Annotated in this window: 22 protein-coding genes; 5 read left to right on the top strand and 17 right to left on the bottom strand. The window is 41.6% G+C overall.

All coding sequences use genetic code 11. The annotated features are described in order from the left end of the window. Window positions 1-174: 174 nt before the first annotated feature. Window positions 175-1,155: a TonB family protein gene (locus tag AC1RM2_RS33535; protein ID WP_492989481.1), complete on the top strand. Its 981-nt coding sequence runs from the start codon at window positions 175-177 to the stop codon at window positions 1,153-1,155. Here the strand turns inward: AC1RM2_RS33535 and AC1RM2_RS33530 are convergent. Continuing rightward, window positions 1,152-2,651, bottom strand: a complete 1,500-nt coding sequence (locus AC1RM2_RS33530; RefSeq protein ID WP_492989480.1) for a malate:quinone oxidoreductase — start codon at window positions 2,649-2,651, stop codon at window positions 1,152-1,154. The two genes, AC1RM2_RS33535 and AC1RM2_RS33530, sit on opposite strands and share 4 nt — an antisense overlap. A gap of 304 nt (window positions 2,652-2,955) precedes the next feature. Between AC1RM2_RS33530 and AC1RM2_RS33525 the strand changes: the two genes are divergently transcribed. Continuing rightward, entirely contained in the window at window positions 2,956-3,501 is a 546-nt protein-coding gene (locus AC1RM2_RS33525) for a hypothetical protein (protein ID WP_492989479.1), read from the top strand. A gap of 216 nt (window positions 3,502-3,717) precedes the next feature. Here the strand turns inward: AC1RM2_RS33525 and AC1RM2_RS33520 are convergent, their stop codons facing one another. From AC1RM2_RS33520 to AC1RM2_RS33505, 4 genes are all read right to left on the bottom strand, one after another. Beyond that, complete coding sequence (locus AC1RM2_RS33520; protein ID WP_090650569.1) at window positions 3,718-5,112, bottom strand: arginine decarboxylase; 1,395 nt, start codon at window positions 5,110-5,112, stop codon at window positions 3,718-3,720. A gap of 248 nt (window positions 5,113-5,360) precedes the next feature. Next, window positions 5,361-7,562 carry a PAS domain S-box protein gene (locus tag AC1RM2_RS33515; protein ID WP_492989478.1) on the bottom strand — a complete coding sequence of 734 codons (2,202 nt, stop codon included), beginning with the start codon at window positions 7,560-7,562 and terminating at the stop codon, window positions 5,361-5,363. Between the two features lie 350 nt (window positions 7,563-7,912). After that, on the bottom strand, window positions 7,913-8,830 hold the full coding sequence (gene ctlX / locus AC1RM2_RS33510; RefSeq protein WP_492989477.1) for a citrulline utilization hydrolase CtlX: 918 nt from the start codon (window positions 8,828-8,830) through the stop codon (window positions 7,913-7,915). A 134-nt stretch (window positions 8,831-8,964) separates the two neighbouring features. Beyond that, window positions 8,965-10,407, bottom strand: a complete 1,443-nt coding sequence (locus AC1RM2_RS33505; protein WP_492989476.1) for an arginine deiminase family protein — start codon at window positions 10,405-10,407, stop codon at window positions 8,965-8,967. 122 nt (window positions 10,408-10,529) lie between these two features. Between AC1RM2_RS33505 and AC1RM2_RS33500 the strand changes: the two genes are divergently transcribed. Further along, window positions 10,530-11,159, top strand: coding sequence for a hypothetical protein (locus AC1RM2_RS33500; RefSeq protein ID WP_492989475.1), 630 nt, complete (start codon window positions 10,530-10,532; stop codon window positions 11,157-11,159). Window positions 11,160-11,221: 62 nt separating this feature from the next. Further along, window positions 11,222-13,150, top strand: coding sequence for an arginine--tRNA ligase (gene argS, locus AC1RM2_RS33495; protein ID WP_492989474.1), 1,929 nt, complete (start codon window positions 11,222-11,224; stop codon window positions 13,148-13,150). 113 nt (window positions 13,151-13,263) lie between these two features. On the opposite strand, the gene AC1RM2_RS33490 is transcribed toward argS, so the two are convergent. The 6 genes from AC1RM2_RS33490 to AC1RM2_RS33465 form a co-directional block, all read right to left on the bottom strand. Continuing rightward, a complete protein-coding gene (locus AC1RM2_RS33490) occupies window positions 13,264-13,554 on the bottom strand; it encodes a hypothetical protein (RefSeq protein WP_477361711.1) in 291 nt (96 codons plus the stop codon). Window positions 13,555-13,602: 48 nt separating this feature from the next. Then, complete coding sequence (locus AC1RM2_RS33485) at window positions 13,603-14,511, bottom strand: 3-hydroxyacyl-CoA dehydrogenase family protein (RefSeq protein WP_492989473.1); 909 nt, start codon at window positions 14,509-14,511, stop codon at window positions 13,603-13,605. A gap of 64 nt (window positions 14,512-14,575) precedes the next feature. Further along, entirely contained in the window at window positions 14,576-15,193 is a 618-nt protein-coding gene (gene bioD / locus AC1RM2_RS33480; RefSeq protein ID WP_492989472.1) for a dethiobiotin synthase, read from the bottom strand. Further along, complete coding sequence (locus tag AC1RM2_RS33475) at window positions 15,183-16,313, bottom strand: aminotransferase class I/II-fold pyridoxal phosphate-dependent enzyme (protein WP_492989471.1); 1,131 nt, start codon at window positions 16,311-16,313, stop codon at window positions 15,183-15,185. The genes bioD and AC1RM2_RS33475 overlap by 11 nt, the downstream gene beginning before the upstream one ends. Window positions 16,314-16,419: 106 nt before the next feature. Next, window positions 16,420-16,794, bottom strand: coding sequence for a DUF4890 domain-containing protein (locus tag AC1RM2_RS33470; RefSeq protein ID WP_492989470.1), 375 nt, complete (start codon window positions 16,792-16,794; stop codon window positions 16,420-16,422). Between the two features lie 75 nt (window positions 16,795-16,869). Beyond that, the gene (locus AC1RM2_RS33465; RefSeq protein ID WP_090651060.1) at window positions 16,870-17,646 is read right to left on the bottom strand and encodes an XRE family transcriptional regulator; all 777 of its coding nucleotides are present in this window, start codon (window positions 17,644-17,646) and stop codon (window positions 16,870-16,872) included. Window positions 17,647-17,732: 86 nt separating this feature from the next. On the opposite strand from AC1RM2_RS33465, the gene AC1RM2_RS33460 reads away from it, so the two are divergent. Continuing rightward, complete coding sequence (locus AC1RM2_RS33460; RefSeq protein WP_492989469.1) at window positions 17,733-18,089, top strand: GIY-YIG nuclease family protein; 357 nt, start codon at window positions 17,733-17,735, stop codon at window positions 18,087-18,089. On the opposite strand, the gene msrB is transcribed toward AC1RM2_RS33460, so the two are convergent. The 6 genes from msrB to AC1RM2_RS33430 all read right to left on the bottom strand — a co-directional run bounded on the left by msrB (window position 18,079) and on the right by AC1RM2_RS33430 (window position 26,112). Continuing rightward, the gene (gene msrB / locus AC1RM2_RS33455) at window positions 18,079-18,552 is read right to left on the bottom strand and encodes a peptide-methionine (R)-S-oxide reductase MsrB (RefSeq protein WP_492989468.1); all 474 of its coding nucleotides are present in this window, start codon (window positions 18,550-18,552) and stop codon (window positions 18,079-18,081) included. The genes AC1RM2_RS33460 and msrB overlap by 11 nt on opposite strands. Before the next feature lie 131 nt (window positions 18,553-18,683). Beyond that, the gene (locus AC1RM2_RS33450; RefSeq protein WP_492989467.1) at window positions 18,684-19,271 is read right to left on the bottom strand and encodes a fasciclin domain-containing protein; all 588 of its coding nucleotides are present in this window, start codon (window positions 19,269-19,271) and stop codon (window positions 18,684-18,686) included. 123 nt (window positions 19,272-19,394) lie between these two features. Beyond that, window positions 19,395-20,045 (bottom strand): nucleotidyl transferase AbiEii/AbiGii toxin family protein, encoded by a 651-nt coding sequence (locus AC1RM2_RS33445; protein WP_492989466.1) that lies wholly within the window; start codon window positions 20,043-20,045, stop codon window positions 19,395-19,397. Further along, a complete protein-coding gene (locus tag AC1RM2_RS33440) occupies window positions 20,000-20,317 on the bottom strand; it encodes a DUF6922 domain-containing protein (protein ID WP_492989465.1) in 318 nt (105 codons plus the stop codon). Before AC1RM2_RS33440 ends, AC1RM2_RS33445 begins: the two co-directional genes overlap by 46 nt. Before the next feature lie 138 nt (window positions 20,318-20,455). Next, window positions 20,456-23,674: a tolB protein precursor gene (locus tag AC1RM2_RS33435; protein WP_492989464.1), complete on the bottom strand. Its 3,219-nt coding sequence runs from the start codon at window positions 23,672-23,674 to the stop codon at window positions 20,456-20,458. A 110-nt stretch (window positions 23,675-23,784) separates the two neighbouring features. Further along, window positions 23,785-26,112: a penicillin-binding protein 1A gene (locus AC1RM2_RS33430; RefSeq protein WP_492989463.1), complete on the bottom strand. Its 2,328-nt coding sequence runs from the start codon at window positions 26,110-26,112 to the stop codon at window positions 23,785-23,787. Between the last annotated feature and the right edge of the window lie 143 nt (window positions 26,113-26,255).

Below are 26,255 nucleotides of genomic sequence, written 5' to 3'. Positions count from 1 at the left end.
TATTTTTTATATTTAGGGTATTGATATTTAAATATCAGCGCCCTTTTAATTTATATGAAGAAACTTATACTCGCCTCAATAATAACAACATGTGTTACCGATAGCCTGTTTGCTTATGATAATTAATATAGCACCTAAACAATCATCTCTAAGTTTAAAATAGTTATTGCATTTATGAGCAAAGTACTTTACTTGTCTGTTTTAATAATTACATCCTGTATTGGCCAGGCAAAAGCCCAGCGCGATACCATCTTTGTGTACATGCGCAATCCTTATTTTGACGCTGAACCGGTAACGGGCGTACCGGTAAGCACCAAGGATAGCGCTCAATTTGTACGTACTGTAATGTCGCCAGATAGCAGTGTAGACAAAACCCTTTTTCCCGTGGCTGATTTTTACCTTGATGGAAGAAAAAAAATGGTAGCCACATCAAACTCAGGATCGGCATTTGTTAATTTACAAGGCAGCGCTATAGAGTTTTATCCGAATGGGAAGAAGAAAATTATCTGTAATTATAAACATGGCAAACTAGATGGCGATATGATTGAAATGTATCCAAACGGAAAAATATACCTTTCTGGAACGTATGAACAAGGCAAATTAAAATTAGTTACTTGTAATGATTCCACCGGGAAGGCTTTGGCCGATAACGGTAGTGGTACATGGATAAAATACAGCAGTGACTTCAAATCGATTGCAGAACAGGGCGATGTGGATGGTGGATATGAAAAAGGGGAGTGGAAGGGTATATTAAGCGATTCTGTTTACTTCGTTCGCAATTACAACCGCGGTGTTATAACATCAGCAGCTTGCTACGATAATAAAGGGCACCAGTATCCCTTTACCTATGCAGATAACATTCCAGAATTTAAAGGAGGCACGGATGGGTTTATGCAATTTCTGATACACACCGTACGTTATCCTGCCGATGCCCGCCAGGATGGGGAACAGGGTAGAGTTATATTAACCTTTTGTGTAGAGAATGATGGAAGCCTGACCGATATTGAAGTTTTGAAAAGTGCCGGTAAAAGCCTTGATAAAGAAGCGATACGTGTTATGAAGCTATCGCCAATATGGACACCCGCCCACAAAGGTGGTATACCTGTTGGTTGTCAATATTCAGTGCCTTTAAGTTTTACTCTGGATGGCCGTTAATCCAGCCCCAAAACTTTACTGGTCCGCTCGCGCGTAGCAACGCTCAAAGCCTCATTATTTGATAATGATTGTCCGTATGATGGGATCATCTGTTTTAGCTTTTCCTGCCATTCGGTGGTTTTAACGTGCGTTTTAAAGCAACGTTCAATCAGCTGTACCATAATAGGTACCGATGTGGAAGCACCCGGCGACGCGCCTAACAGGGCCGAAATACTGCCATCTGCCGATGTTACTACCTCGGTGCCAAATTCCAGTACACCGGTGTGTTTGGCGTCCTTCTTAATCACCTGTACGCGCTGGCCGGCTATGTCCAATGTCCAGTCTTCGGCTTTGGCGGTTGGCAGGTACTCCTGTAGGGCCTTAAGCCTGTCGGTGGGCGATTGCATTACCTGGCTGATCAAATATTTGGTTAGCGGCCAGTTATCGCGGCCTACGGCAAGCAGCGGTAATATGTTGTTGGGTTTTATTGAGCAAAACAGATCGAGTAAAGACCCTTTCTTTAAAAAGCGGGTTGAGAAACCAGCGTACGGGCCAAACAGTAATTCACGTTTACCATCAATCATCCGGGTATCCAGGTGCGGTACCGACATGGGCGGCGAACCTACCGATGCTTTACCATAAACTTTAGCTTCGTGACGTTTAATTACATCGGGATTAGTACAAACCAGCCATTGCCCGCTCACAGGGAAACCGCCAAAACCTTTACTCTCTTTAATGCCCGATTTTTGTAATAATGGCAAAGCGCCGCCTCCGGCGCCAACAAATACAAATTTGCTGGTCAGCTTTCTTTTTGTACCGCTTGTTTTATCTTTTACAGTAACAAGCCAACTGCCATCGTTATTGCGTTTAAGACCGGTAACATCGTGGTTAAGGCTTACGTTAACACCCGGTTTTTGCTTCAGGTTATCAATTAAGCTACTGGTAAGGCTACCAAAATTCACATCGGTACCAATATCCATAAATGTAGCAGCTACCGTCTCATTTTCATCGCGACCTTCCATTACCAGCGGAATCCATTTTTTAATCTGTGCTTTATCTTCAGAGTATTCCATCCCTTTAAAAAAGTGATGTTTAGTGAGGGCCTGCTGGCGTTTCTTCAGGTAATTTACATTATCGGCTCCCCAAACAAAGCTCATGTGTGGCACTTTGCGGATAAAGCTTTCGGACGATGGGATATATTTTTTATCGATAAGATAAGTCCAGAATTCTTTGCTTATCTCGAATTGTTCGGCAATTTTGATGGCTTTTTTTATTTCTACGGTACCGTCCGGCAATTCGGTTGTGTAGTTTAGTTCGCAGAAAGCGGAGTGACCCGTACCCGCATTATTCATGGGGGCCGAACTTTCTGAAGCGATGACATCCAGGCGCTCAAAAATTTCGATAGTTAAGTCGGGCTGCAATTCTTTTAGCATTACTCCCAAAGTAGCGCTCATAATACCCGCGCCTATTAAAACCACATCAACCGTTGTTCCCGAAACTTTATCGCTGTTAGCCATCTTAGTATGATACCCTGCAAGAGGTATTTTGAAATTAATTACACCAGGTATAACCCGGTTTTTGCAAAATTGTTATGCTTATTTAACCCCCGATAGCTGATTGAAGCAGGCTGGAATTAAATCTGACAATTTTAAGGATTTTTTACAGAAAATCTGTCTTCATCTGTCCATTAATTGCAATAAAAACAAGGTTTAAATTTAGATAGCCACGTTTTTGAACAAATTACCGTTGTTGTATTTATAATAAATTAACACAAAATGCATAATAGGCTGTATATATTACACCACCATTATAAAGTAAATTATGATACTCAATAAGTTAAACGTCGTTTTTTTAACAATACTTACAACGATATTAATAAGTGCCTGCAATCAGCAAAAGGCTAAACCACAGGCGGTATCGGCGGATAGTTCAAAAAGCACAGTCCAGGTAAATGGGAAAAAGGATAGCGTACTGAATAATCCCCAAAAGAAATACGGAATAGCCACCGCCAGCGATCCCTGTGTAAAATGCCTGCTGCAGGTAATACAGGAAAGCAAAAGCTTTAAGGCCAACACCGCCAGCCTATCGCCACAAGATATTAACTACACGGTTAACTGGGTAAAAGCTGCCGACCCGGCCCTAAGGCCAGATACGAGCAACAAAACCAATGCTGTGCGTGTTGATGTTAAAAAAATAGAAGATGGTGAAGATAAAGTGCTATGCTCCTATGTGTATAATAATGTAAATGGCACCATGTACCTCATCAATAACCAAAACAAGCTGGAGCATGCCGTATCCAGCATTACACCAGAGTTACTCAAAAAGATACGCAATAGTTGTTATTGGGGAGTAGCGTCGGGGAAGTAGGGTAGATGTGCAGATTTTAGATTACAGATGTGCAGATGATGGGATTATTTGAGGATTTGAAAATTTGAAGATTTGAAAATGATCTATTTTCATGCGGACAAAATCCTGCATAATCCGAGAAATCTGTTTAATCCCGGTTCAGAAACAAAAAAGCGATGAGTAAACCCCATCGCTAAATATTTTGCTGCAAACTGCTAACTCAAAACTGCCAACTGCTTAAGTGGTATAGCCCAGTATCTTCAATACCTGTTTGCTGTTTTGCTCTTCGCCAAATACTTCAAAGTTGAATGTCTCGTCGCGGTTGCGGCGGATGATGACGTGTTTTGGTGATGGTAATAAACAGTGGTGGATACCGCCGTAGCCGCTTAGTACTTCCTGGTAGGCGCCGGTATTAAAAAAGCCCAGGTATTGTACCTTACGGGTTTTTGGCATAAATACGCTGTTCATGTGCGCTTCCTGGTTGTAATAGTCCTGGCCGTCGCAGGTGATGCCGCCAAGGTTTACGCGCTCGTATTCGCTATCCCAGTTGTTTACAGGTAACAGGATGTATTTTTGGTTAAGCGCCCAAACGTCGGGCAGGTTGGTGATGAATGAACCATCCAGCATCAACCAGCGCTCACGGTCGTTTTGTTGTTTACGGCCCAATACTTTATACAGAATGCCCGATGCTTCGGCAACGGTATATTTACCAAATTCGGTAATAATATCGGGTTCCATAGTGTCATGCTCGGCGCAGATCTCCTTAATACGGCTCACAATCTCGTTAATCATGTACTCGTAATCAAAATCAAACACCAGCGAATCTTTAAACGGCATCCCGCCGCCAATATCAAGCGTATCCAGGTGCGGATTGATTTTTTTGAATTTGCAATAAAGCGTTACGTATTTCTCCAGCTCGTTCCAATAATAAGGGGTATCCGAAATACCAGAGTTGATGAAGAAGTGCAATAATTTAACCTGGAAGTTAGGGTTATCTTCAATTTTGTTGTGGTAAAAATCAATGATATCCTCCATACGCACCCCTAAGCGGGAAGTATAAAACTGAGAATCGGGCTGCTCTTCGGCCGCTATACGAATGCCCAGGTTACATGGGGTATCCATCTCAATTTCATCGTCGTAAAGGTTAAACTCTTCCTTATTATCCAACACCGGGATGATGTTTTTAAAGCCATCATGCAGCATATCAATAATATACGTTTTGTATTGGAAGGTTTTAAAACCATTACATATTACGGTAATATCTTTATTAACAGCACCTTTTTTCTCCAGGGCATCAATCATTGGCATATCAAAAGCCGATGAGGTTTCCAGGTGGATCTCGTTTTTAAGCGCCTCTTCAACAATGTGCTTAAAATGTGAGCTTTTGGTACAATAACAATATTTATAGCTACCGCGATAGTTGTTTTTGATAATAGCCTGCTGAAACAACAGCTTGGCCTGCTGGATCTTTTTTGAGATCTGGGGCAGATAAGTAAAGCGTAGGGGGGTACCATACGTTTCAATCATCTCCATTAAATTAAGGTCCTGAAAGTATAGTTCGTCGTCGATGATCTCAAAACCATCTTGCGGGAAGCCAACACTTAAATCAAGAAATTCCTGGTAACTCTGCATCCTTAAAAAATTTGGGGCAAAAATGTGATTTTAAAACGGAATAATTGGCTATTTGTTGGGATAAAATTTATGGTTTGAATGTAATTTGTTTGTGTAGGTGGGGCAGTATTAATAAATTGTAAACTTAATGCTGGTAATAAAAAAATATTTAGGGCATAAGTTGTTAATAGCCAGGTATGATATGGGCTTTATAATACAAGGATGTATTTTTTGAGTTGTTATAACCGTTAAACAGCACCGGCAACTGATTAAGGCCGGGTAAAGGGCAACTCCAGGGTAAATACCGTGCCCTCGTTTAACCGGCTTTGCACGCTGATGGTTCCGCCAAGCCGTTCAACCTGCATTTTTACCATATATAGGCCCATGCCCTTACCTTCTACGCTGGTATCAAAACGTTTGTATAGGCCAAACAGTTTTTGGCCGTTACTGTCCAGATCGATACCCTTGCCATTGTCGGTAAATGAAATGATTATCGTGTTTTGGCTTGCGGAGCCATTGATGTAAATAACAGGATCGACTGTGGGCTTACGATATTTAATGCTGTTGATAATCAGGTTTTGGAAAATGCTATACAGGTAACTTTTAATAATACTTATCTCGGTTATATCGCCGAAATTATAGTGTATCTGGGCGTTGTTGTTTATCATAAGCAGGCGCGCTTCTGATTTGATATCTTCTACGAGCATAGGCAAAGATACTGCTACAAGCATATCGTTTGATGCGCTGCTTACCTCAAGGATGTGGTTAAGGTCGATGATCACATTATCCAGGTTATTTACTGATTTTGATAACGCTACAATAACCTGCTGCCCTTCATTCCCCTCATTGGTAAGTATATTGTACACTATATCTGCCAGCCCTTTAATGTTTGCCACTGGCGCCCTCAGGTTATGCGATATGATGTAAGTAAATTGTTCCAGGTCTTTATTCCGCTGAACAAGGTCGGCAGTAACCCGGTCGCGCTCCAGTTCGTATTGTTTTTTTTCGGATATATTTTTCAGCGTCAGGATTATTCCTGTAGGTTCATTTTTCTGATTCGTTACGCTATCCCACCTTACATCATACCATTGTATCGTATCATCGGGCAGCGGGTATGATATTTCATAACATATGGGCGATTGCTGTTTTATCTGTTGCAGAATAGCAGTTATTTGTGGCCTTCGTTTTTCTGCACTATAATCAAACGCAGTAAGCCCAATTTCCATCGGCCTATTAAAGTAGTTTAACGCCAGGGCGTTAGCATTTTGGTTAAAAGAGCAAATAGTGCCGTTCAGATCAAATAAAGTAATGGCCCGGTCGGTATTTTCAAATATCGACCGCAGGTTTGATTCGGACTCAAGCAATGCTATTTCGGCTTGTTTGCGTTCGGTTATATCTCTTATAAAAACGGATAGTCCATCCGGGTGCGGATAAATATGATTTTCCTGCCAAAGGTGTAATGGCGGGTAATAATCCTCATTGCATATGTAATGCTGCTCATTTACCGCTTTGTACATGGCATTGTAAGTAGCCGAGTTTACTGCGTCAGGAAAAACCTCCCACACATTTTTGCCAATAAGTGATGCAGGCGAACGACCCACCATTTCGCCTATTTTATTATTGGCAAATGTGTAGCAAAAGTTTTTATCAAGTGCAATAAAACCATCTGTTATACTTTGCAGTATGTTTTCAATCTGTTTGTTTTTATCTCTGAGTTGTAATTCGGTATTTATTCGTTCGGTTACGTCCCTGAAATTACATACAATGGCATTTATATCAACATCGTTAAGTTTGTTGGTTAAAAGACACTCTACCCAAATGTAATGACCCAATTTATGTTTGGAACGATGAGTGACTATCAGTGGCCGTTTAGGCTTTGCTATTACATTGGCAAATACCGCTTTTACCATGGCCAAATCATCCGGGTGTACCAGCGAATCTATGTCCTGAATAAATCTTTCGGCATTATTCCATCCGTTAATACGCTGGGCCGAGCGGCTTCGGTAAAAAACATTTAAATTTTTATCAAACAATGAAATACCATCATAGCTGTTTTCAATTAGTTTGCGAAAACGTCGCTCGGTCGACAGATGTTGTTTCTGGTTATAAGCTTTTACCTGGCTTTCTATGCTGACGTTTGCCGGTATTTTGGCGTCTTCATTTTGTTCACAACCATTAATTTCATGGATTACAATGGCAAAACCCACCAGTTGGCTTTTGTCGTGATAAAGGGCGGTAAATGTGGTGCTTGCCAAAAACAAACATCCGTTTTTTTTTACCCTCCATCTTTCGGCGTTATATGTGTTGCTTTTTAGCGCCTCGTCAAGGTTTTCGCGGGGGTGGCCTTTTTGGCGGTCATCGTCGGTGTAAAAAATTGAAATATGCCTGCCAATAACCTCCTCAGCCTGGTAACCGGTAATATTTGTGGCTCCCTGGTTCCAGTTCAGGATATACCCGTTGGCATCTGCCATAAAAATAGCATAACATTCAATATTTGAGATTAATAACTTTGAATGTGTCGGGTCGGTAGCCCCCGGGGCTAAAGCAGATTTGGTGTTATACAGGGTTGACACTGCCGGTTATTGATTAAATGAGCAAATAAAAATTTAATACTTAACTCTTAAACAAAATTAAATTTATTTAAGAGTCAATTTATATCTAAATAACTACGGCAGACTTGCTGTAATGCGAAAAGCGAACAGCTTGATTCAGAAAATATTAAACAAATATTAACATTAAATATCGAATTGTGAAACTATCATTGATGTTTTTTATCAGCCGGACATGAACGGTGTACGCTTATTAGCTATAAATAGTCTTGCTAAATTCCGGGCAAATGCACCTCAGCCATCATGCATCTGGCACTACCGCCGCCATTGGTTTCAATAGTATTTATATCAGCGTAAATTATTTTTCCATACTTTTCTAAATTGGCCCGTTGTATATTGTGTAAGGCCTCATAAGCGTTTTTCGACATTACAATTAAAGTTTCGCCTTTATTATTCTTTACCTCGAGCATATTGCCTGCAAAACGATTCATCTGCTCAAAGCTGATGGTGATAACCTCTTTTTGAGTTGATTTAAGAGATTCTAAAACAACTATACGCTCGTGAGGATTAGGGATGCTATCCGCGCAAATAACCGCGAATTTGCTGCCCACGCACATCAATACATTGGTATGATAAATGGCTTTGCCATGCTCATCGGCCGCGTCAAAGCTGATGGCTTTGTAGCTGGCCTGCTCGCAAAACAAATCCAACACTTGTTTATCAGTCCGTGGTGATAAGCAAGCATATACAATTTTGTTTTCCCTGTCCAGCACCATACTGCCTGTACCTTCTAAAAAGCGGTCATCAGCCTCAAAACGGCTCAGGTCAATAATATGACCGACTTTAAATTTATCTTCCAATCCGGTTATAATATCTTCCCGGCGTTCCAGCCTGCGGTTTTCGGCCTGCATGGGGTAAAGGAAAATTGTACCATCAGCATGAAATGATACCCAGTTATTCGGAAAAATAGAATCGGGCGTATGGGGCTGTGGTGTGTCGTTTACCACGGTTACCTGAACACCTGCGTGCTCTAAAGTTTTTACAAAATGATCAAACTCGGCCAAAGCTTTATCCTGCACAGCTTGCTGGTCGGCATCACGATTTTGGAACGCATTACTTTCGGCAGTTTGCTCATTAAAGCCGAAACTTACCGGGCGGATCATTAATATGTTTGATGTTGATTGGTTCATTTTTATTAGTCATTAGTTTTTTATCTGAACCGGGATTAAGCGGATTAAAGGAATTACAGGATTTTTTTCCTGTTTGGCATGTTGCAAATCAAATCCAATAATCTGATAAATCCGCTTAATCCAGGTTCAGACAATTAAATCACTTTATCACGTAATAAAGGCATACTCATACAATGAAAACCGCCACGGGCACGGGAAAGTTCGGCCGATGGCATTAAAATTAACGTGTCTGTTAAAGTCTTTGGATCAAGTTCGCCCGATTCAAATTTTTGCAGCAGGTCGTTCACCTTTATTACATCAAAGCCGCTTTGTTTAAATGCTTCAACGGTTTTGTCGTTACGGTCATACCCTAAAACTACGCCTTCTTTTAAGGCCAGTAGGTTGCATGAATCTGTCCACTGCTCGCGCGAGTCAAACGGGAATATGTTGTTACCCGAATAGATGAACCGGGTTTTATCTTCGCTTTGCAAGTCTTTTTCGCTAATGCTGGATAATAAGTCTTCAAGGCAATTGAACACTTTGGGTTTCTTGTCCTTCCTGAACTGTACAATCTCGGTCTTGTCCTTTGATTTTTTATCGGCAAACCAAGCCATAGGCTCCTGTTCTTCCAGCGGCGTTTCGGCGACAGCCAAGGAGCGCAGTAACACCCAGGTATTGCGCTTTACCTGGGTAAATACGGTATCAATGTGCATATAGTCGCGCTTGTGCGGTATTTTTACAATGGTTACCTTTTTTACCACATCGTTATCAAACAGTAGTTTAATAGCCTCATTGGCGCCGCTGATAGAGGTGCGCTCGCTGCAACCAATCAGCAAATGCTGCGGGCTCACCATCATTACATCGCCACCTTCCAGGGTGGTTTTTTCCTGGTTATCCTCGCCGGGGCGCAAAAAATGCTGCGCTGTTTCCGGAATCTCTAATATGTTATTCTGATAGGATGCAAACAACGGGTGGTTAAAAAATATATACCGCATCAGCAAAGTTTCGCGAAAACGGGCTTTTTTGGCAGGCTTATTCAGCAGCATGTGGTTGTTTATCGCTATTCCCAAATCGCGCGAAAAAATAAGGTTGGGAATAGGGGCGAAGATCATTTCGTCATCATTTAATGAACCCGAAATGAAGATCTTGGCCAGCTCAACAGGGTCTGTATCTATTAATTGTTGCTGCAACCGGTAATTACAACTTTCGATGGCACAAACAGAAGCCACCAGTTTTTTACGGATATCCGGCTGTTGTAAAATATCGGCCAGCAGGGTTTGTATCTCGATAACGTTGTTTGAGGCATGAAAATTGGTATTATCGGGCTTGAAAAACTCACGTTCGTAGTCGCTTTCTACCTGTTGCAGTTTGCCCTTTATTTTATCCGGATCTAAAAAATAGAGTAATAGTTTCACATAATAATCATACTCGTTACGGCGCATGGTATCCAGGTGTACAATGTCTTCAAAAAGCCAATCCTGTGCTTTGGAAGGCACAACTTTACCAAGGCCGCTATCGGGGCTGTGAATGAGCAGGGTACGCAGGGTACCAATTTCGGAGGTTACATCTATTTTAAAATCGGAGTTTTTAACTGTCATAAATCGGAATGATGGAACACAAATCTATCAGAAAATAACTTAGAAAATGATTAGTCAAAAGAAAATTGTGACCATGCTTGCTAAGTTGAATGAGAATATTTAATAGGTTTGGATATAAAACTATGTCACAAGAAATAACAAGATTCTGGAATTGGTTTAAGGAGGGTAGCAAACAATTGGCTGACTTAAACAGACCTGGTATTACTGATGATGAAAAGGAAGAGTTGTTTGATGCCGTATTATACGCTTTACACCAATATTGCGATCAGCTGTTTTTTGATATTGGCGGACTATACGGCGAAGAGCAGGAGTTTGTAGTGACCGCTGAAGGGAATGTTGATTATTTTAGCAAGGTAGAAGAGTTAATTGACGATGCTCCCGAAATGGAAGGCTGGTCATTTACTGCGTTTATGCCGCCGCGCGATTTGGAATATACCAGCATTTTCGAAGATGTGGAATTGAAGCCGCTTGAAATGTGGTTTTTACCTCTGAATAACACCAAGGAGCCAAAATCAATAGGCCTAAGAATTTGCCTGCCGAACTACCAGTTAGTTAGCGATAGCAAATGGTTGAAGTCAGCTGTTTATAAAATACTCGATACAGTCTTAGGCGAGAAGGTATTTGCTTTAGATATAGATTATATTGAAATTAACGGAATGCCGCCGGGTAAGCCGGAAGATTTCGGATTAATTGAGCTTAAGGATTTATCCGCTTTTGTTAAATGGAAAAAGAAAAAGCTTGCTGCTTTGTAAGCGTTTCCTAATCGGCTCAAATTTATTACATCCCATATCCCCAATTTAATTAATTTTGCCGCATGGATTTTATTATTGAAGCGGCCGTTAAAGCCATTAAACATTTGTACCAAACAGATGTAGCCCCGGTCGCTATAAGCTTACAGGAAACCCGTAAAGAATTTGAGGGACAAATTACCATAGTCACATTTCCGTTCACCAAATTTTCCCGAAAAGGCCCCGAACAAACCGGTACCGAAATTGGCGACTACCTTAAAAATGAGTTAAAAGAGGTTGCCGCTTTCAACGTGGTTAAAGGTTTTTTAAATATTTCGTTAAGTGACGAATATTGGATTGGCCAGCTATATAACCAGATATTACCTGATGATTTTGCTGTTGCTAAGCCTAATGGGCAAAAGGTAATGGTGGAATATTCATCGCCAAATACCAATAAGCCGTTGCACCTGGGCCATATCCGCAATAACCTTTTAGGCTTTTCGGTAGCGCAAATTCTGGCAGCTGCCGGCTACGACGTTGTGAAGGCGAACCTGGTGAACGATCGTGGAATCCACATTTGTAAATCTATGCTGGCATGGCAAATGTTTGGCAATGGCGAAACACCTGAGTCATCCGGCCTGAAAGGCGATCATTTGGTGGGTAAATATTATGTGCTGTTTGATAAGGAACTAAGAAAACAATTAGTGCCGATCCTGGAACGGGTTTACGAGGAAAACGATCTAACGCCATTTAATGATAACCAAAGAGAAAAAATACAGGCGCTGCTTACCAGTATCGATAAACTAAAAGCAAAGAAATACGCTACATCCGAAACTGAAACCAAACTTATTGCTGAGTTAACAGACAAAATTGGCGCCGAGGAAGATAAGATTAAAGAAATAGCAAAAAATGTTACCTCGCTGATGGTTGAAACTCAGCAGATGCTCCAGAAATGGGAAGCCGGGGATGCCGAAGTTCTCGATCTTTGGAGAACCATGAATGGCTGGGTTTACGTCGGCTTTGCCGAAACGTATAAGCAACTGGGTGTTGATTTTGATAAGTATTACTACGAATCGAACACCTATTTGTTAGGTAAAGATATTATTGATGAGGGCCTGGAAAAAAGAGTTTTCTTTAAAAAACAGGATGGTTCGGTTTGGATAGACCTGACTGCCGACGGGCTGGATGAAAAACTGGTTTTACGCGGAGACGGAACGTCGGTTTACATAACCCAGGATTTAGGTACGGCCCAATTAAAATATAACGACTTCCACATGAGTAAATCCATTTATGTGGTGGGTAACGAACAGGATTATCACTTTAAAGTACTTTTCCTGATCCTGAACAAATTGGGCAAAGCCGGAGCTGATGGGCTGTTCCACCTGTCGTATGGTATGGTTGATTTACCTTCCGGCAAACTGAAATCGCGTGAAGGAACAGTTGTTGATGCAGATAACCTGATAGCCGAGATGAATGCTACAGCTAAACAAAAAACCGAGGCCATGGGCAAAGTGGATGGTTTTAGCAACGAATATAAGCTGCAACTATACCATACTATAGGCATGGGCGCGCTAAAATATTTCCTGCTGAAGGTCGATCCTAAAAAACGCTTGTTATTTGATCCTAATGAATCGGTAGAGTTTGAGGGACATACCGGGCCGTTTATTCAATATACCCACGCCCGTATCAAATCGGTTTTAAATAAAGCAAATTATCAGCGGGCGAATCAGGTATCAATATCTGAAATTGAAGGGGTAGAGCGCGACCTGATTGTACTATTAACCCAATTCCCAACGGTAATAACAGATGCCGCCAATGGCTATAGCCCTGCAATTATTGCAAACTATGTTTATGAATTGGCCAAAACTTACAATAAGTTTTACCACGAAAAATCGATACTACAGGCAGAAAACGAGGTGCTGAAACAATTTAGATTGGAACTATCCGCTTCGTCGGCCAAAGTAATCAGCAAAGGAATGGCTTTGTTAGGAATAGATGTACCGGAGAGAATGTAGAGGCTCCGGCCCCTGGAAGGAGAATTTAAAAGCAAAACGCATAATCAATCAAATGACTATGCGTTTTGCTTTTAAAACTATTGTTCCCCCTTTAGGGGGTTAGGGGGCTTCGCTTACCTCCAATAACCCCTGTGCCATGCATAGCCATGGCGAACGGGATGCCAGTAGCCTTGTACGTAAACACGATTGGCACGCGGCCTTGCGTAGTACCCGTTTACATAAACATAGCTGCCGCCCCGCCAGGCCCATTCGCCAGGTACCCAATAGGCGCCCGGATAGGGTGCTGCCGGGCGTACATATACAGGTTCGGCAGGGCGTTCGGCCACATAGTAATCTGCTGCGCAGGATGTAAATAATGATGCTGATAAGGCTAATACCAATCCGGTTTTCGCAATTGTTTTCATCTGTAAAATGTTTAATAGTTACTTACAGATGTTTGACAGTTTCAGATATTATTGGTTTAATGAGGATTTGGTGAACTTGTTTGCTACTACCAACTCTTTACTGCCCGCTGTATATTTATAAAATCCACTTCCGGTTTTTATGCCGCGGTGGCCGGCTGTAACCATGTTTACCAGCAGGGGGCAAGGGGCATATTTTTGATTGCCGAAGCCATCGTACAGTACTTTTAAAATGGCCAGGCAAACATCCAACCCAATAAAATCGGCCAACTGTAGCGGACCCATGGGGTGTGCCATGCCCAATTTCATAACGGTATCAATTTCTGTTACTCCGGCCACACCTTCATATAGGGTATAAATGGCTTCGTTAATCATTGGCATTAAAATGCGGTTGGCAACAAAACCGGGGTAGTCGTTTACTTCAACAGGGTTTTTATCCAGTGTTCGGGCCAGTTGCATAATGGTTTGCGTAACCGAATCAGATGTTGAATAACCTCTGATTACTTCTACCAGCTTCATTAGCGGTACCGGGTTCATAAAATGCATGCCAATTACATTGCCTGGATTTTTGGTAGCAGCCGCAATTTCGGTTATTGATATAGATGATGTGTTGGAGGCGAGAATAACATCGTCCGAACAAATTTCACTTAGTTGTTTAAATAGCTTGATTTTAATTTCCCGGTTTTCGGTAGCGGCTTCAATAACTAAATCGGCGGTTGCAGCCCCCTCTTTCAGATCGGTATACGTTTTGATCCGGCTTAGGGTAGTTGTTTTACCTTTCTCATCAATACTGCCTTTTTTTAGTTGCCTGTCAAGATTATTGGTAATTGTTTGTACGGCTTTTGCCAGTGCATCGGCATTGATGTCAACCAGCGCTACCTCAAAACCATATTGCGCAAAGGTGTGGGCTATGCCGTTACCCATAGTTCCGGATCCAATAACGGTTATGTTTTTCATCATTTATCAGTTTATACAATTACTAAATTGATTCAAATTATTGGTTTTGCAAAACCTGGCCGGCTTATTATAAGCTAATAAGAGCGCAGGCATCTGTAATTGCCTTCCTGGTTAGATTCTCAAAAGTGGGTATGGTGCCCAATTCCGGCACATCGGAATAATTTAGAATATAGCTTTTTGAATAAATATCCTTGGCCCCGTTAAATATTATACCCATAACCTCTATGTTGTATTTTTTAAGCGCGTGTATGGATAGCAGGGTATGGTTAATACTGCCAAGGTAATGTTGCGATACCAGGACCACTTTTGGATTAAGCTGTTTAATCAAGTCGATCATTAAAAAATTGTCGTTCAACGGCACCATCAAGCCACCCGCCCCTTCAATCACCAACTGGTTATCTGTTTTAGGTAACAGGATATTTTCCATTTCGATAGTAACCTTATCAATTGCGGCTGATTTATGAGGTGAAAATGGCTGTGTTAAGCGATACGCTTCGGGATGAAATTTTGTGTCAGGATTAGAAACCAGCTTTTGCACTTTCATAGTATCGCTATTATCCAAATCGCCGGATTGTATAGGTTTCCAATAATCGGCTTTTAATTTTTCGGTAACAATTGCCGATATTATAGTTTTGCCAATACCGGTGCCAATGCCGGTAATAAAAATGGGTTGTTTAGCGGGCATTAATAAAATTATTTACTGTATTGCACAGCAAAGCTAATTCATTTAAGGTATTAAAACTATGCAGGCATATTCTTATACGTTCTGTTCCGGTCGCAACGGTAGGGCTTAAAATGGGCCGTACATCTAAACCGGCTGACTGTAAGGTGTTTGCTATCAGCCGCGCTTTGTCATTGGTTTTTAAAATAACGCATTGGATAGCGCTATCGCTTTGCAACAAAGGGTAATCACTATTGACGTTGGTATGGTTTTTAAAATATGCGATGTTGTTTTTTAGGTCGATAATTTCCTTTTCAACATTATTTAATAGCTGATAAGCCATCTTTATCGAAGCTAAGTGATGAAATGAGGGGGCCGTACTGTAAATAAATGGCCGGGCAAAGTTGATGAGGTATTCCTTGAGCATCTTGCTGCCCAGCACAATCGCCCCATGACAACCAAGTGCCTTACCAAAAGTGACAACGGTGGCGAATATCCGATTTTGGAGGCCAAGTTGGTTTGTTAAGCCTTTTTTGTACAAGCCAACTGCATGTGCTTCATCAACAATTAAATGCACACCGTACTTTTCTGTTATATCGGCGATATCTTTTATTGGGGCCGAATCGCCGTCCATGGAGTATATACTTTCAACAACCACATAGCAATTGCCTTTTGATACCTTTAATTTGGCCTCCAGGCTTTCAATACTGTTATGTTTGAAGCTATACCGGTTGGCGTTACTTAGCCGCGCACCGTCGATGGCCGAGGCATGTATTAATTCATCAAGAATAATAGTGTCGCCGCGTTGCGCCAGGGACGAGAGCAGGCCGAGGTTGGCGTCATAACCTGAGTTAAATAGTAAACCGGCTTCAAATCCATGAAATGCAGCAATTTCCTGCTCCAGGTCTTCGGCATATCGTGAGTTTCCTGAAAGCAGCCTTGATCCGGTTGAGCCGTTTAAGCTCAATGGATGACTATCGAATTCGGCTTTAACATCTTCTTTTAACACTGTCGACCGGGCAAAACCGAGGTAATCGTTTGAACAAAAATCGACAAGGCTGTTTTCTGGTTTCAGGCTGCGGTGTATACCGGCCTCCTTTCTCTCGTCAAGTTTTTTTTTCAGGTGTTCGCTGGCTGATGTCAATTTATAGGGTGCTTTAATAGAGTGTATCTAACGCTGAGCTTTTGCTTTACTGTGCAAAAATAAAAAAAGCGGCTCATCGCCGCTTATTTTGTAGTATTATATTGAATTAGTTTTGGGAGCCTCCTCCGCCGCCACCTTGCCTCATCCTATCCATCATATCCTTCTGCATTTTGTCAAATGCGGTAGCCTGGTCAGGTGTTAAAATAGCTTTCACTTTATCGTTGGTCGCTTTTCTCATAGGCATCATGGCACTGCGCATGGCATCCCTGTCGCCATTGGCTGCAGTACGTACGCTATCCATTTTTACTGCCTGTTCTTTATAAATGGCCGTAACTTTGGCGGTTTGGTCGTCAGTTAATTTTAACTGTGTCTGTAAGTCTTTAGCCCGGTCTTCGGGGCTCTTTCTCATACCGCCACCTTGTGCATGGCTTACAGCTGCAATCCCCATCAGGAAACAGCACATCAACAGAAATTTTTTCATAGCTCTTTTAATTTATTTACGTTTTTAATCTTAAGATAAAGATATAACGTAAAGGTTTAAGAAAGCTGTTGTAACTTAATTGTTGCTTTGCTGTAAGTTTGATATCGAACGCTGCATCTGGGCCATCATATTGGTAAGGCTTTCCATGGTTGGCTCGGGTGTAGGTTGCGGTAACTGGGTTGATATATAGCCTTTTGCCTTCCAGATTTCCAGTACGTCCTCGCCGTTTATTTCATACGGCTCATATACCGGGTTGTCTGATATCAGCTTTAGCTTTTTATTGTCTTTGAATTTGTTACCTATCCTTTTATATACAACGCCATCATCCTTTGATATTACCACGTAAGTTTCGCCGGGTTTTACATCGGCCCAGTTTTCAAGGTATTCGGCAATGATGATATCACCTGATACTATAGGCAGCATCGAATCGCCTTTTATTTCAAAAGCACGGTAGGTGCCCTGCTTAAACATCGGCAAATAAAACTTAGGCAGCTTGGCCACATATTCCGGGTCGGCGTAGCCGTTTAAATACCCGGCGCTGGCCTTAAGTGGCACCATTTCAATGTTTTCGTTATCCTCTTTATCAACAGAAATACTTAGCACGCGCAGGTTTGCCGGGTTACCTTTTGGTTTTGGCGCCCACTTTTCATTAATGGTTTCATTAATAAAATCATCAATACTAATGTCAAAGTAAATTGCTAATTGTTTTAGTAATTCATATTTCGGCTCAGCCCGCTCTTCTTCGTAAGCACCTACCAGTGAGCGTTTTATACCTACTTCATCAGCGAATTGCTGTTGGGTAATTCCCTTCTTTTTGCGAAGGAACTTAATATTTTGTGAAATTATTGACATAAAATTTGCATTTGCTAAATTTATTAGTAATTTTATGCTCATAAAGTTAGTAATATTTATTCGTTCACCAAATTTTTTATCAAAAAATGAAACGTTTTGTATATATCATCACCGACAGAAACAGGAAAAACCTTCACGTAGGCTTATGCTCAGACCTGGTAAAAACGCTGCAGTTTTACAGCGATATGCCAACTTTGTTTTTTGATAGCGCACAGCAGCTGAACCGTTTAGTGTATTTTGAAGAGATTAATACCGAAGAGCAGGCGATGGAACGCTTTAAAACTGTAAGCACCTATACAAGGCCCCAAAAAGAAAAAATGATCAGACCGGTTAACCCTGATTGGGTAGATCTGACCATTGGTTTAAAATATGAAAGCGGAATACATACCAGGCCGCAACTGCGCCCATCGGTAAACGCCAACAGGCGGGCTATTACTTTTTAATAAATTTTAAAGCACCCGAATTCATGCAAAAACGTTTGCCGCCGCGGTCGGCAGGGCCATCGTCAAAAACGTGACCAAGGTGCAGGCCAGTGCTTTTTTCGATAACTTCATCGCGGCTCATGCCGTAACTGTTATCGGTAACAATAGCAACTTTTTTGGGGTCGACGGCTTTTACAAAGCTTGGCCACCCTGTGCCGCTATCAAATTTATCCTCAGAACTGAATAATACCTCGCCTGTGGCAGCGCTTACATAAACACCCTTTTCGTGGTTGTTCCAGTATTCGTTTTTAAAAGGAGGTTCGGTGCCGCTTTCAACCATAATGTAGTATTGGTTGGGCGTAAGTGTTTTTTTCCACTCCGTAGCTGGTTTACTGAGTTTACGTTTTGCCTGGCCGTTGCTACTCTGGCAGCCAAAAGCTGTTATAACGCTTATTATAGCTATTGCAAAAATTGATTTTTTCATTACCTTATTCATTTCGTTTTTTTTGAACTATGATTTTGCCCTGTTAGTCGTGAGGTTGGATTTATCCTTACAACTAAATATAGTTAAATACGAAATTGCAGTTTAGGTGGTTTGTCATCTCATAATACAATTTATATAACTTTTGCCTTAGGTAGCAGTACCTTGTTTACCAGATGTAACATGCCGTTATTTTGCTCAATATCAAAACGGCTAATAATGCATTCTCCTCCATTTTCATCAATCAAAACAATATTACGGTTTGCATCAATCTTTGCTTTCAGTTTATAGCCCGCCAGGGTAGTAAATGTAGCTGCACCTTTACTCTTATTAATCTGTTTTTCAATATCTTTCGCTTTAAACCAACCGGCTATAGCGTGGTAACTCAAAATACTGGTAAGTTCCCAAATATGCGATGGTTTCATTAACGAATCGAGCCTTCCTGCAGGTAAATTCTGAAAGGCACCATTCACAGGGACAAATATGGTAATAGGTCCGCGGCTTTGGAAAGTTAGTGCAAGGTTGGCGGTTTTAAGAAAGTTATAAAACACAGACAAGTCCTTAGATAATGCCAAATTTTTAACAATGTCGTTTGCCGGTAACATACCATCGCCCGCCGCAACTTTTAGCGGGCCAATAGTTTTGGGGTTTACAGCCTTTGTTTGTGCAAATAATGTGGAACCTAATAAGAACAAAGCAGCAAGCAATATCCAATTTTTCATAGTGGGTTGGTTACAGGTATAACAATCAAACAGTTAACTGTTTTTGCTAATTTAGGTTTTTTAAGTCAACCTCAAATAAAAACAGATAATTAGCTTGCAGGCTTGATCTATTGCTTCTAACCCCTATTTTCTTTTACTCACTGGTTCAATAAATAACTTTCCTGGGTTTAAAGTCATTTGGTTTAGTCGTTTTTCAATATCTTTCCAATTGTAGCTGCCTCCTTTCATTTCTATCTGTTCCTTAAAATTGATATCATGGTGATAGTCTAACGCTTTTATTACCATAGCGGGATTCCTTGAACTGTATTTTTCCTGATAGGCGTTTATCATTTCTGAGAGCGTAAGTGTCGACGAAAGATAAGCGATGTCTATGAAGTCCTTTAGCCTCGTTCCGTTGCCAACAATTGCGTTAAGTTTCATGGCAGCAATATCATTAGGTGTAGCCATACGCACTCCATCAACCAGTAATAGCGGTTTTGTTAGTGGATAATTATGGGTAATGAGATCTACTTTTACCCCTTCAATTTCTCCTTTTAAGGTATTTTTTGATTGATAATCTAATTGAAAGCCATACTGATTTTCCAAAAACGAGAGCATCATATTTTCATCAAAAGAAACAATCGCAAATAAATCGAGATCAATGCTAATGCGGTGGCCTATCTGCAAAGCAAGTGCTGTGCCACCAACAAGAAAAAAATCTTTCAGGGCATCGTCATACATTAATGTTTTTAGGAGTGCCAGTGTTGGTTCACTGACTGTTTCTTTTCGTAGCATTTCATCGAAGTTAAGGGGATGCCGAACTGATGGCTTACAAAGTTCATGTCTTTATCATTAAGGAAGGGCAGGTTCTTAATAGCCAGCTTAACACCATCAAACCCATATAAATTCAAAATAAAATACCAATCATTTGGCCATCCACGCTCAACTACCCGCTGTACCACAACATCGCGCATGTTATTGTAGTCAAAATTATTAAGGTTATATTCCCATAATAATTTGGGATTCAGCGTGGCACCTGGAAACTTTTTAAAGTCATCAAAATACATTTTTCTTCATCAAGTTATTGAACAAAAATACGCAATATCGACATGAACAACAAATTATCCAAGGTAATGTGCACGTTTTCAAATGTTTAAATGGTATTTGCCTGGTTAACTATACGTTCGTTTAATATGCAAACCTCATTACCATCCTGGTGTAAAGCCCAGCCCAAACACCGGTTTTTTAACATCAGTGCGGTTAAAAGGAATGGCCAGGTAAGGCTCCAGTACAAAGGCCCCAAAAACATTTACTCTCAAAGAAATACCGGCGCTTAAAGCAGGTACCCGGCCGTAAGTTGTATTAAATACAGGGTTTCCGTTGCCATCAACCTGCTGTACACCATTCTCGTCAACAACAGCTGTCCGGCTTAAAACCGGAGGGTTTTTCTGGAAATAGATATGCTCGCCGGCATTCCAGGCCAGGCCTGCGTCAAAAAACAAGTTCAGATCGGTAAACAGGAATTTAGATTTGATTTGTGCCAGCTTTTCGGGTCCGGTAAAGGGCAGGCGTGTTTCAAAATTGAATACGGCCATCCGGCTACCCGATAATTGGTCGATATTAAAGCCGTTTGATGATTTGCTATTGTTATTGTAAAAGGTTTGCCCTTCATAGCCCCTGATGTAAAAGGGATAACCTATAAATAAGGGATAAATGCCGTTTGAATCGCCAAAGCGGCCGTAGCCATAAAAGCGGGCTGCAAATGTAACCGGCTCAACACGTACGTATTTACGAAGATCGATAGTTGGAGAGAAGAATTTGTAGGTGCCAAAATTGTAACCGGCTTCTAATCGGTACCTAAAACCATTCAAAGGAGCGGTCACCCCAAAAAAGGAGTTGTCGCCAACCAGGGCTGTCGACAGTTGGAAAAGCGCGTATGATTTTAAATTATAATTAAGCAGGGCGCTTTCTTCGGCATTAGCAATTTTCTTTTTATCCGAGTTGAGATAGGTGTAGTTTAACGTGGTATTGTTATTGGCGTCGGTTAATGTATCAATTTTATAGGTATCGCTATACCGGTCAACACGATAAGAGTTATAAGAGGCACCGGCGCTTACTTCAAAACGGTTTGTTTTATTGATAGGATAGGAGGTAAATACCCTGGCGGCATCTTCAAAATTGCGGATAATATCCGTATTCTGCGATAATACTTTTACATTTTTGCCGCCTACATTTTGTGTTGGGAAGGTTTCCGTTTGTAAACCAAAAAGGTAGGGAATATGTGATATTCCTGTACCCAAATTCCACCTGCCGGTTTGGTTTACGTATGTTACGGCAGCGCCGGAATCGTAAATTTGCCCGTTGACGGATGCTGCAGCGAATATTTGGTTACGGCCCAATATATCGCTGAACACACCCTGGATACCACTTGACAGGCTGGTACCGTAAAAACTGCTTACGCCGATGCCAACACCGCTGCCGGCCAGGTAATCAAGCTTAAACTTAGGGCGATACGGGATTTCTTTTACAGAATCGGTTGGTATTTTACGGTAGGCCAGGAAGTTGTTCAGGTTTGAATTGATCAGATCGACGCCCACGGCGCGTGGAGGGGGCAGCATAGCAGCGCCGAAATCTACAGCCTGGGGCTGTAAAGTAATTGGTTTAAACGCTGACGCTTTGGCATTGTACAAGGCGTATTTTTGTGCCCGATAATAGGAGTAAACCACATCATCATTAGCAGAGATACTTAATGCCGGCGAAAACTCAGTTATACCGCAGATTCCTGTAAACAGGTCGGTCATTTGTTCAACCTGGCCTGTGCTGATGGTGTATCGGTACATATTGCGGAAGCCATCCCGGTTGGACAGGAAATAAATTTGAGTTCCATCGGCCGAGTATTGCGGGTTTAAATTGTTGGCCCCGTTAAATATTTTTATATCGGTCACTTTGCCGGTGGCCAGGTCAAGTTCGGCCAGGTTAAAGGTGATAGCCTGCTCTAATGATTGGTCGTAAGTGGAGCGGTCACTTGAAAATAGAACCTTTTTGCCATCCCTTGAATAGGTTGGCTGGTAATCGGTATACTTATCGTTGGTGAGCTGCGTAATCTTCTTTGTATCGAAATTATAGGAGTACAGGTCGCTTTGTCCTTCAACAAGGCCGGTAAAAACAATATCCTTACCATTGGGCGACCAGGATAAGTTACTAAACTGCTCTGCCTGTTCCATTGATACATCATCAAGGATGCGCCCATTGTTGATGTCAACAACTTCCATACGGTTACGCCCTTTGCTAAACACGCTGAACGCAAACCGCTTGCTATCCGGCGACCAGGCGCCGGCCGATTCGATGAAGTTAAACTCATCTATATGTGTGTTGGATACCTTGCTGGTCAGCTTTCGTAAAATTTTACCCGTGCGGGCATCGGCCAGGTAAAGGTCGATACTGAACAAACTTTTGGCAGATAGAAATGCCAGGTATTTACCATCGGGGCTTACCGCCGGGGCTACCACAAGATCGCCACCATTGTCTTTATCTACCAGTTTTAAACCAACAGGTTTTTGTACTGTATCCTTTAAAAATGGCTTATAAGTACTTTCTATCGAGTTTTTCCACAGGCGGGATAGTGTCTTATCGTCGTACCCAAAAGTACGCCTGATGCCATAAGCAAGGCCATAGCGGGCGGTATTTTTGAAGAAGGGCACAATCACAGTATCGCCATAAGTCGATCCTAAAAACGACCAAAAGGCTTCTCCGTAGCGGTAAGGGAAATACTTGTTACTTTCTGTAAGATCGCGAACGGTGGGGATATCATGGTTAAGATAGGCATCGCGCATCCACATAGCGGTGTAAGCATCTTTTTTTCCCAAGGAAAGATATTCGGCCATACCTTCTATCATCCATAAGGGGATATTATTGATGTTCTCAAAATTCTCATTCTGATTTCCGCCTAACAGGGCGTGGTACTGAAAAGCGTGCACCAATTCGTGCCCTATTACGTGGCGTGTCATTTGGTTTGTTTCCATTACCGGCATTACTACCCGGTTTTTTAAACCTTCGGTAATACCACCTGTACCCACACCAATTTCGCCATCGATGGCTGTGGTTTGCTGAAAATCGGGATGATTGGCATATAAAATAATGGGGTTGGCTGTTTTAAAGGTATCCTTAAAAACCTGTTGATGCAAGGTGTACCACAATTCGCTTTCCTGGGCAAAGCGTTTGATCATACTATCATTTTTGATGTAATAGTAGATTTCGAAATGTGGTGTTTTATAAACTTTAAACTTGAGGTTTTTGTACCGTACTTTATTTTGACCGAAATATTGTGCCCTGGCGCTATTGCTGATAAGCATCGAGCCGATAAGGCACATCAATATAAGGCTGAACTTTTTAGTATTGTTTAACAATGAGTAGGTTTTATTCATAATTCAAACTAAATAGAATACGGCTAATTTAATGAATAATCGGCAGGCTGTGGGCCCCTGCCGACTGATATTTAAAACTTGTACATGCATATTTTTACCCTAAAATGCCTTTATTTTTGATTAGCAGGCGTTGTTTCAGGATTTTCGGGTGCAGTAGTTGGCGTTGGTATAACGTTGGTAGTATCAATTGGGTTGCTTGTGCTATCTACCTCCGTGGTATCGGCGGCAATATGCGGCGACGGACAATTGTAACTTTTAGTGATCTTGCTCCACGGTTTTGGGAAAGAACCATAAGTATATCCCAGTTTCGGATCGGCATAAACCTTCTCCATAAAGCGGCCAAAAATGGGCAATGCCGTGTGCGATCCTTCGCCGGTTTCGGACGATGTAAAGTGTACGCTGCGGTCATCGGCGCCAACCCATACACCGGTAACCAAATCTTTGGTGATCCCCATATACCAGCCGTCAACATAATCTGATGATGTGCCGGTTTTTCCGCCAATCTGGTTGTCCTTTTTCCAAAGGCCAGGGTACTCCCACAAGGCCTGCGAGGTGCCACCCGGTTCTTCCATACCACCACGGAACATGTAAAGCATTAACCAGGCGGTCTCTTCGCTCAATACTTTTTCTTGTTTCAACTCAAATTCGTCAATTACATTACCCTGTTGGTCTGTTATTTTAGTTACCAGTAAAGGGTCTATCTTTTGGCCCTTATTCAGAAAGGTGCTATAAGCCCGCACCATTTCATAAACCGAAACATCATTGGAACCCAATGATACCGATGGAACCGATTTTAAAGGGCTTTCGATACCGCATTTGTGCGCGTACTGTACAATTTTATCCCATCCAACTTTTTCGGTAAGCTGCGCGGTAATGGAGTTTACCGATTTACCCATAGCCCACCTTAGCGACATTTCCTGGTACGAAAAATGAAAATCGGCATTATTAGGCTGCCATACTTCGTCTTTGCCGTTGTCTTTATATTTTATAGTTACCGGCTGGTCTGTGAACTTATCGCAGGGGGTATAGCCGTTATCAAGCGCCGTTAAGTAAGCAAATGGTTTAAACGTAGATCCTGCCTGCCTCCTTGATTGGTTTACGTGATCGTAGTTGAAAAAACGATGGTCGATGCCGCCAATCCAAACCTTTATTTTACCGGTTGATGGTTCAAGCGTCATCATGCCGGTATTTAACAGTTTGGCGTAGTATTTAATGGAGTCAATGGTCGAAAATGTGGTATCTTGTTCGCCATGCCAGGTAAAAACGGTCATCCGTTTTTTAGTTTTAAAGTACTCGCCAATCTTAACGGTATCACCGCCAAATTTTTTATCCAGCAATTTGTAAATGGGGAGTTTTTGTTCATTTTTTAAGATGAAATCTTTTATTTCGACACCCTTCGAATCGCGCCATGGGTTTTTATTGCCCCATAGATTGTAAAAACGCTTTTGCAGCATTTTCATTTTTTCGGCAACGGCCTCTTCGGCATATTGCTGCATCCGCGAATCTATGGTGGTATAAATCTTCAACCCGTCTTCGTACAGGTCATATCCATTTTCTTTACACCATTTATCAAGCCATTTTTCAACTGCGCGGCGAAGGTAAGAGTCGCCGTGCGAATCCTCCTCTACATAACTTAAATCGAGTTTTATGGGCGATTGTGTACTTGCCGTAAACTGATCTTTAGTAATGTACCCATACTTTTGCATCTGGCTTAAAACGGTATTGCGGCGGTCTGTAGCCCGTTCGGGGTTACGAATGGGGTTGTAGCTCGATGTAGCTTTCAGCATTCCAATTAATAAAGCGGCTTCGGCCGGGTTAACCTGGTCGGGCTGTTTATTAAAGTACTTTAAAGTGGCCGTTTTAATACCGTATGAGTTATTGCCAAACGGCACGGTGTTAAAATATAGTGTAAGAATTTCCTGTTTGCTATAAACGTGCTCAATTTTAAAAGCGGTAAGCCACTCTTTACATTTATAAACAATAGTGCGTATGAACGGCACATGTTTTATAAACCCTTCTGATTTACGTTTGCGGGTTTCAAACAGGTTTTTGGCCAACTGCTGGGTAATGGTACTTGCCCCACGACGGTCGCCTTTTGCAGTAGAAAGCAAGCTTGTAAAAAAGGAGTAAAAATCGACACCACCATGACTGTAAAACCTTACGTCTTCGGTGGAGACAAGCGCATTTACAAGGTTGGGAGAGATGTGTTTAAGATCAACAGGAGAGCGGTTTTCTTTATAATACTGGCCTATTAATTTGCCATCGGCAGTATAAACTTCTGATCCTACGGACAAAACCGGGTTTTTAATGTCCTGCATGTCAGGAGAGTACCCTGATAGCCAAAGGAAGTTAAGCTCGATGGAGCAAAAAAAGATGATAACGAAGTATATGAAAATAACAAGGAATCGCAGAAACCGGTTTCGTATTTCTCTGAACATTGGGTAAAGATGTAAAATTATGGCGCTAATTCATAGCCCGAAACAAATATTAATATATGTAGTTAATATAAAGCTAAAGCTATACCAACCGCCTGCCTTTTTATTTAATAAAGGCATGAAATTTCCATGATATAATTTAATGT

This window comes from Mucilaginibacter sp. GW822-FHT03E02 (assembly GCF_058801545.1).
Note: the sequence above shows the minus strand (reverse complement) of the source record. Positions and strands in the feature narration are given on the sequence as shown.

Coding starts and splice junctions, on each gene's coding strand:
- AC1RM2_RS33515 (WP_492989478.1), bottom strand. CDS start 7,562: ATGGCAGATGCCAACGGGTATATCCTGAACTGGAACCAGGGAGCCACA.
- AC1RM2_RS33500 (WP_492989475.1), top strand. CDS start 10,530: ATGTCACAAGAAATAACAAGATTCTGGAATTGGTTTAAGGAGGGTAGC.
- argS (WP_492989474.1), top strand. CDS start 11,222: ATGGATTTTATTATTGAAGCGGCCGTTAAAGCCATTAAACATTTGTAC.
- AC1RM2_RS33505 (WP_492989476.1), bottom strand. CDS start 10,407: ATGACAGTTAAAAACTCCGATTTTAAAATAGATGTAACCTCCGAAATT.
- AC1RM2_RS33490 (WP_477361711.1), bottom strand. CDS start 13,554: ATGAAAACAATTGCGAAAACCGGATTGGTATTAGCCTTATCAGCATCA.
- AC1RM2_RS33460 (WP_492989469.1), top strand. CDS start 17,733: ATGAAACGTTTTGTATATATCATCACCGACAGAAACAGGAAAAACCTT.
- AC1RM2_RS33470 (WP_492989470.1), bottom strand. CDS start 16,794: ATGAAAAAATTTCTGTTGATGTGCTGTTTCCTGATGGGGATTGCAGCT.
- bioD (WP_492989472.1), bottom strand. CDS start 15,193: ATGCCCGCTAAACAACCCATTTTTATTACCGGCATTGGCACCGGTATT.
- AC1RM2_RS33535 (WP_492989481.1), top strand. CDS start 175: ATGAGCAAAGTACTTTACTTGTCTGTTTTAATAATTACATCCTGTATT.
- AC1RM2_RS33435 (WP_492989464.1), bottom strand. CDS start 23,674: ATGAATAAAACCTACTCATTGTTAAACAATACTAAAAAGTTCAGCCTT.
- AC1RM2_RS33465 (WP_090651060.1), bottom strand. CDS start 17,646: ATGTCAATAATTTCACAAAATATTAAGTTCCTTCGCAAAAAGAAGGGA.
- AC1RM2_RS33450 (WP_492989467.1), bottom strand. CDS start 19,271: ATGAAAAATTGGATATTGCTTGCTGCTTTGTTCTTATTAGGTTCCACA.
- AC1RM2_RS33485 (WP_492989473.1), bottom strand. CDS start 14,511: ATGATGAAAAACATAACCGTTATTGGATCCGGAACTATGGGTAACGGC.
- AC1RM2_RS33530 (WP_492989480.1), bottom strand. CDS start 2,651: ATGGCTAACAGCGATAAAGTTTCGGGAACAACGGTTGATGTGGTTTTA.
- ctlX (WP_492989477.1), bottom strand. CDS start 8,830: ATGAACCAATCAACATCAAACATATTAATGATCCGCCCGGTAAGTTTC.
- AC1RM2_RS33520 (WP_090650569.1), bottom strand. CDS start 5,112: ATGCAGAGTTACCAGGAATTTCTTGATTTAAGTGTTGGCTTCCCGCAA.
- AC1RM2_RS33440 (WP_492989465.1), bottom strand. CDS start 20,317: ATGTATTTTGATGACTTTAAAAAGTTTCCAGGTGCCACGCTGAATCCC.
- AC1RM2_RS33430 (WP_492989463.1), bottom strand. CDS start 26,112: ATGTTCAGAGAAATACGAAACCGGTTTCTGCGATTCCTTGTTATTTTC.
- msrB (WP_492989468.1), bottom strand. CDS start 18,552: ATGAAAAAATCAATTTTTGCAATAGCTATAATAAGCGTTATAACAGCT.
- AC1RM2_RS33525 (WP_492989479.1), top strand. CDS start 2,956: ATGATACTCAATAAGTTAAACGTCGTTTTTTTAACAATACTTACAACG.
- AC1RM2_RS33445 (WP_492989466.1), bottom strand. CDS start 20,045: ATGCTACGAAAAGAAACAGTCAGTGAACCAACACTGGCACTCCTAAAA.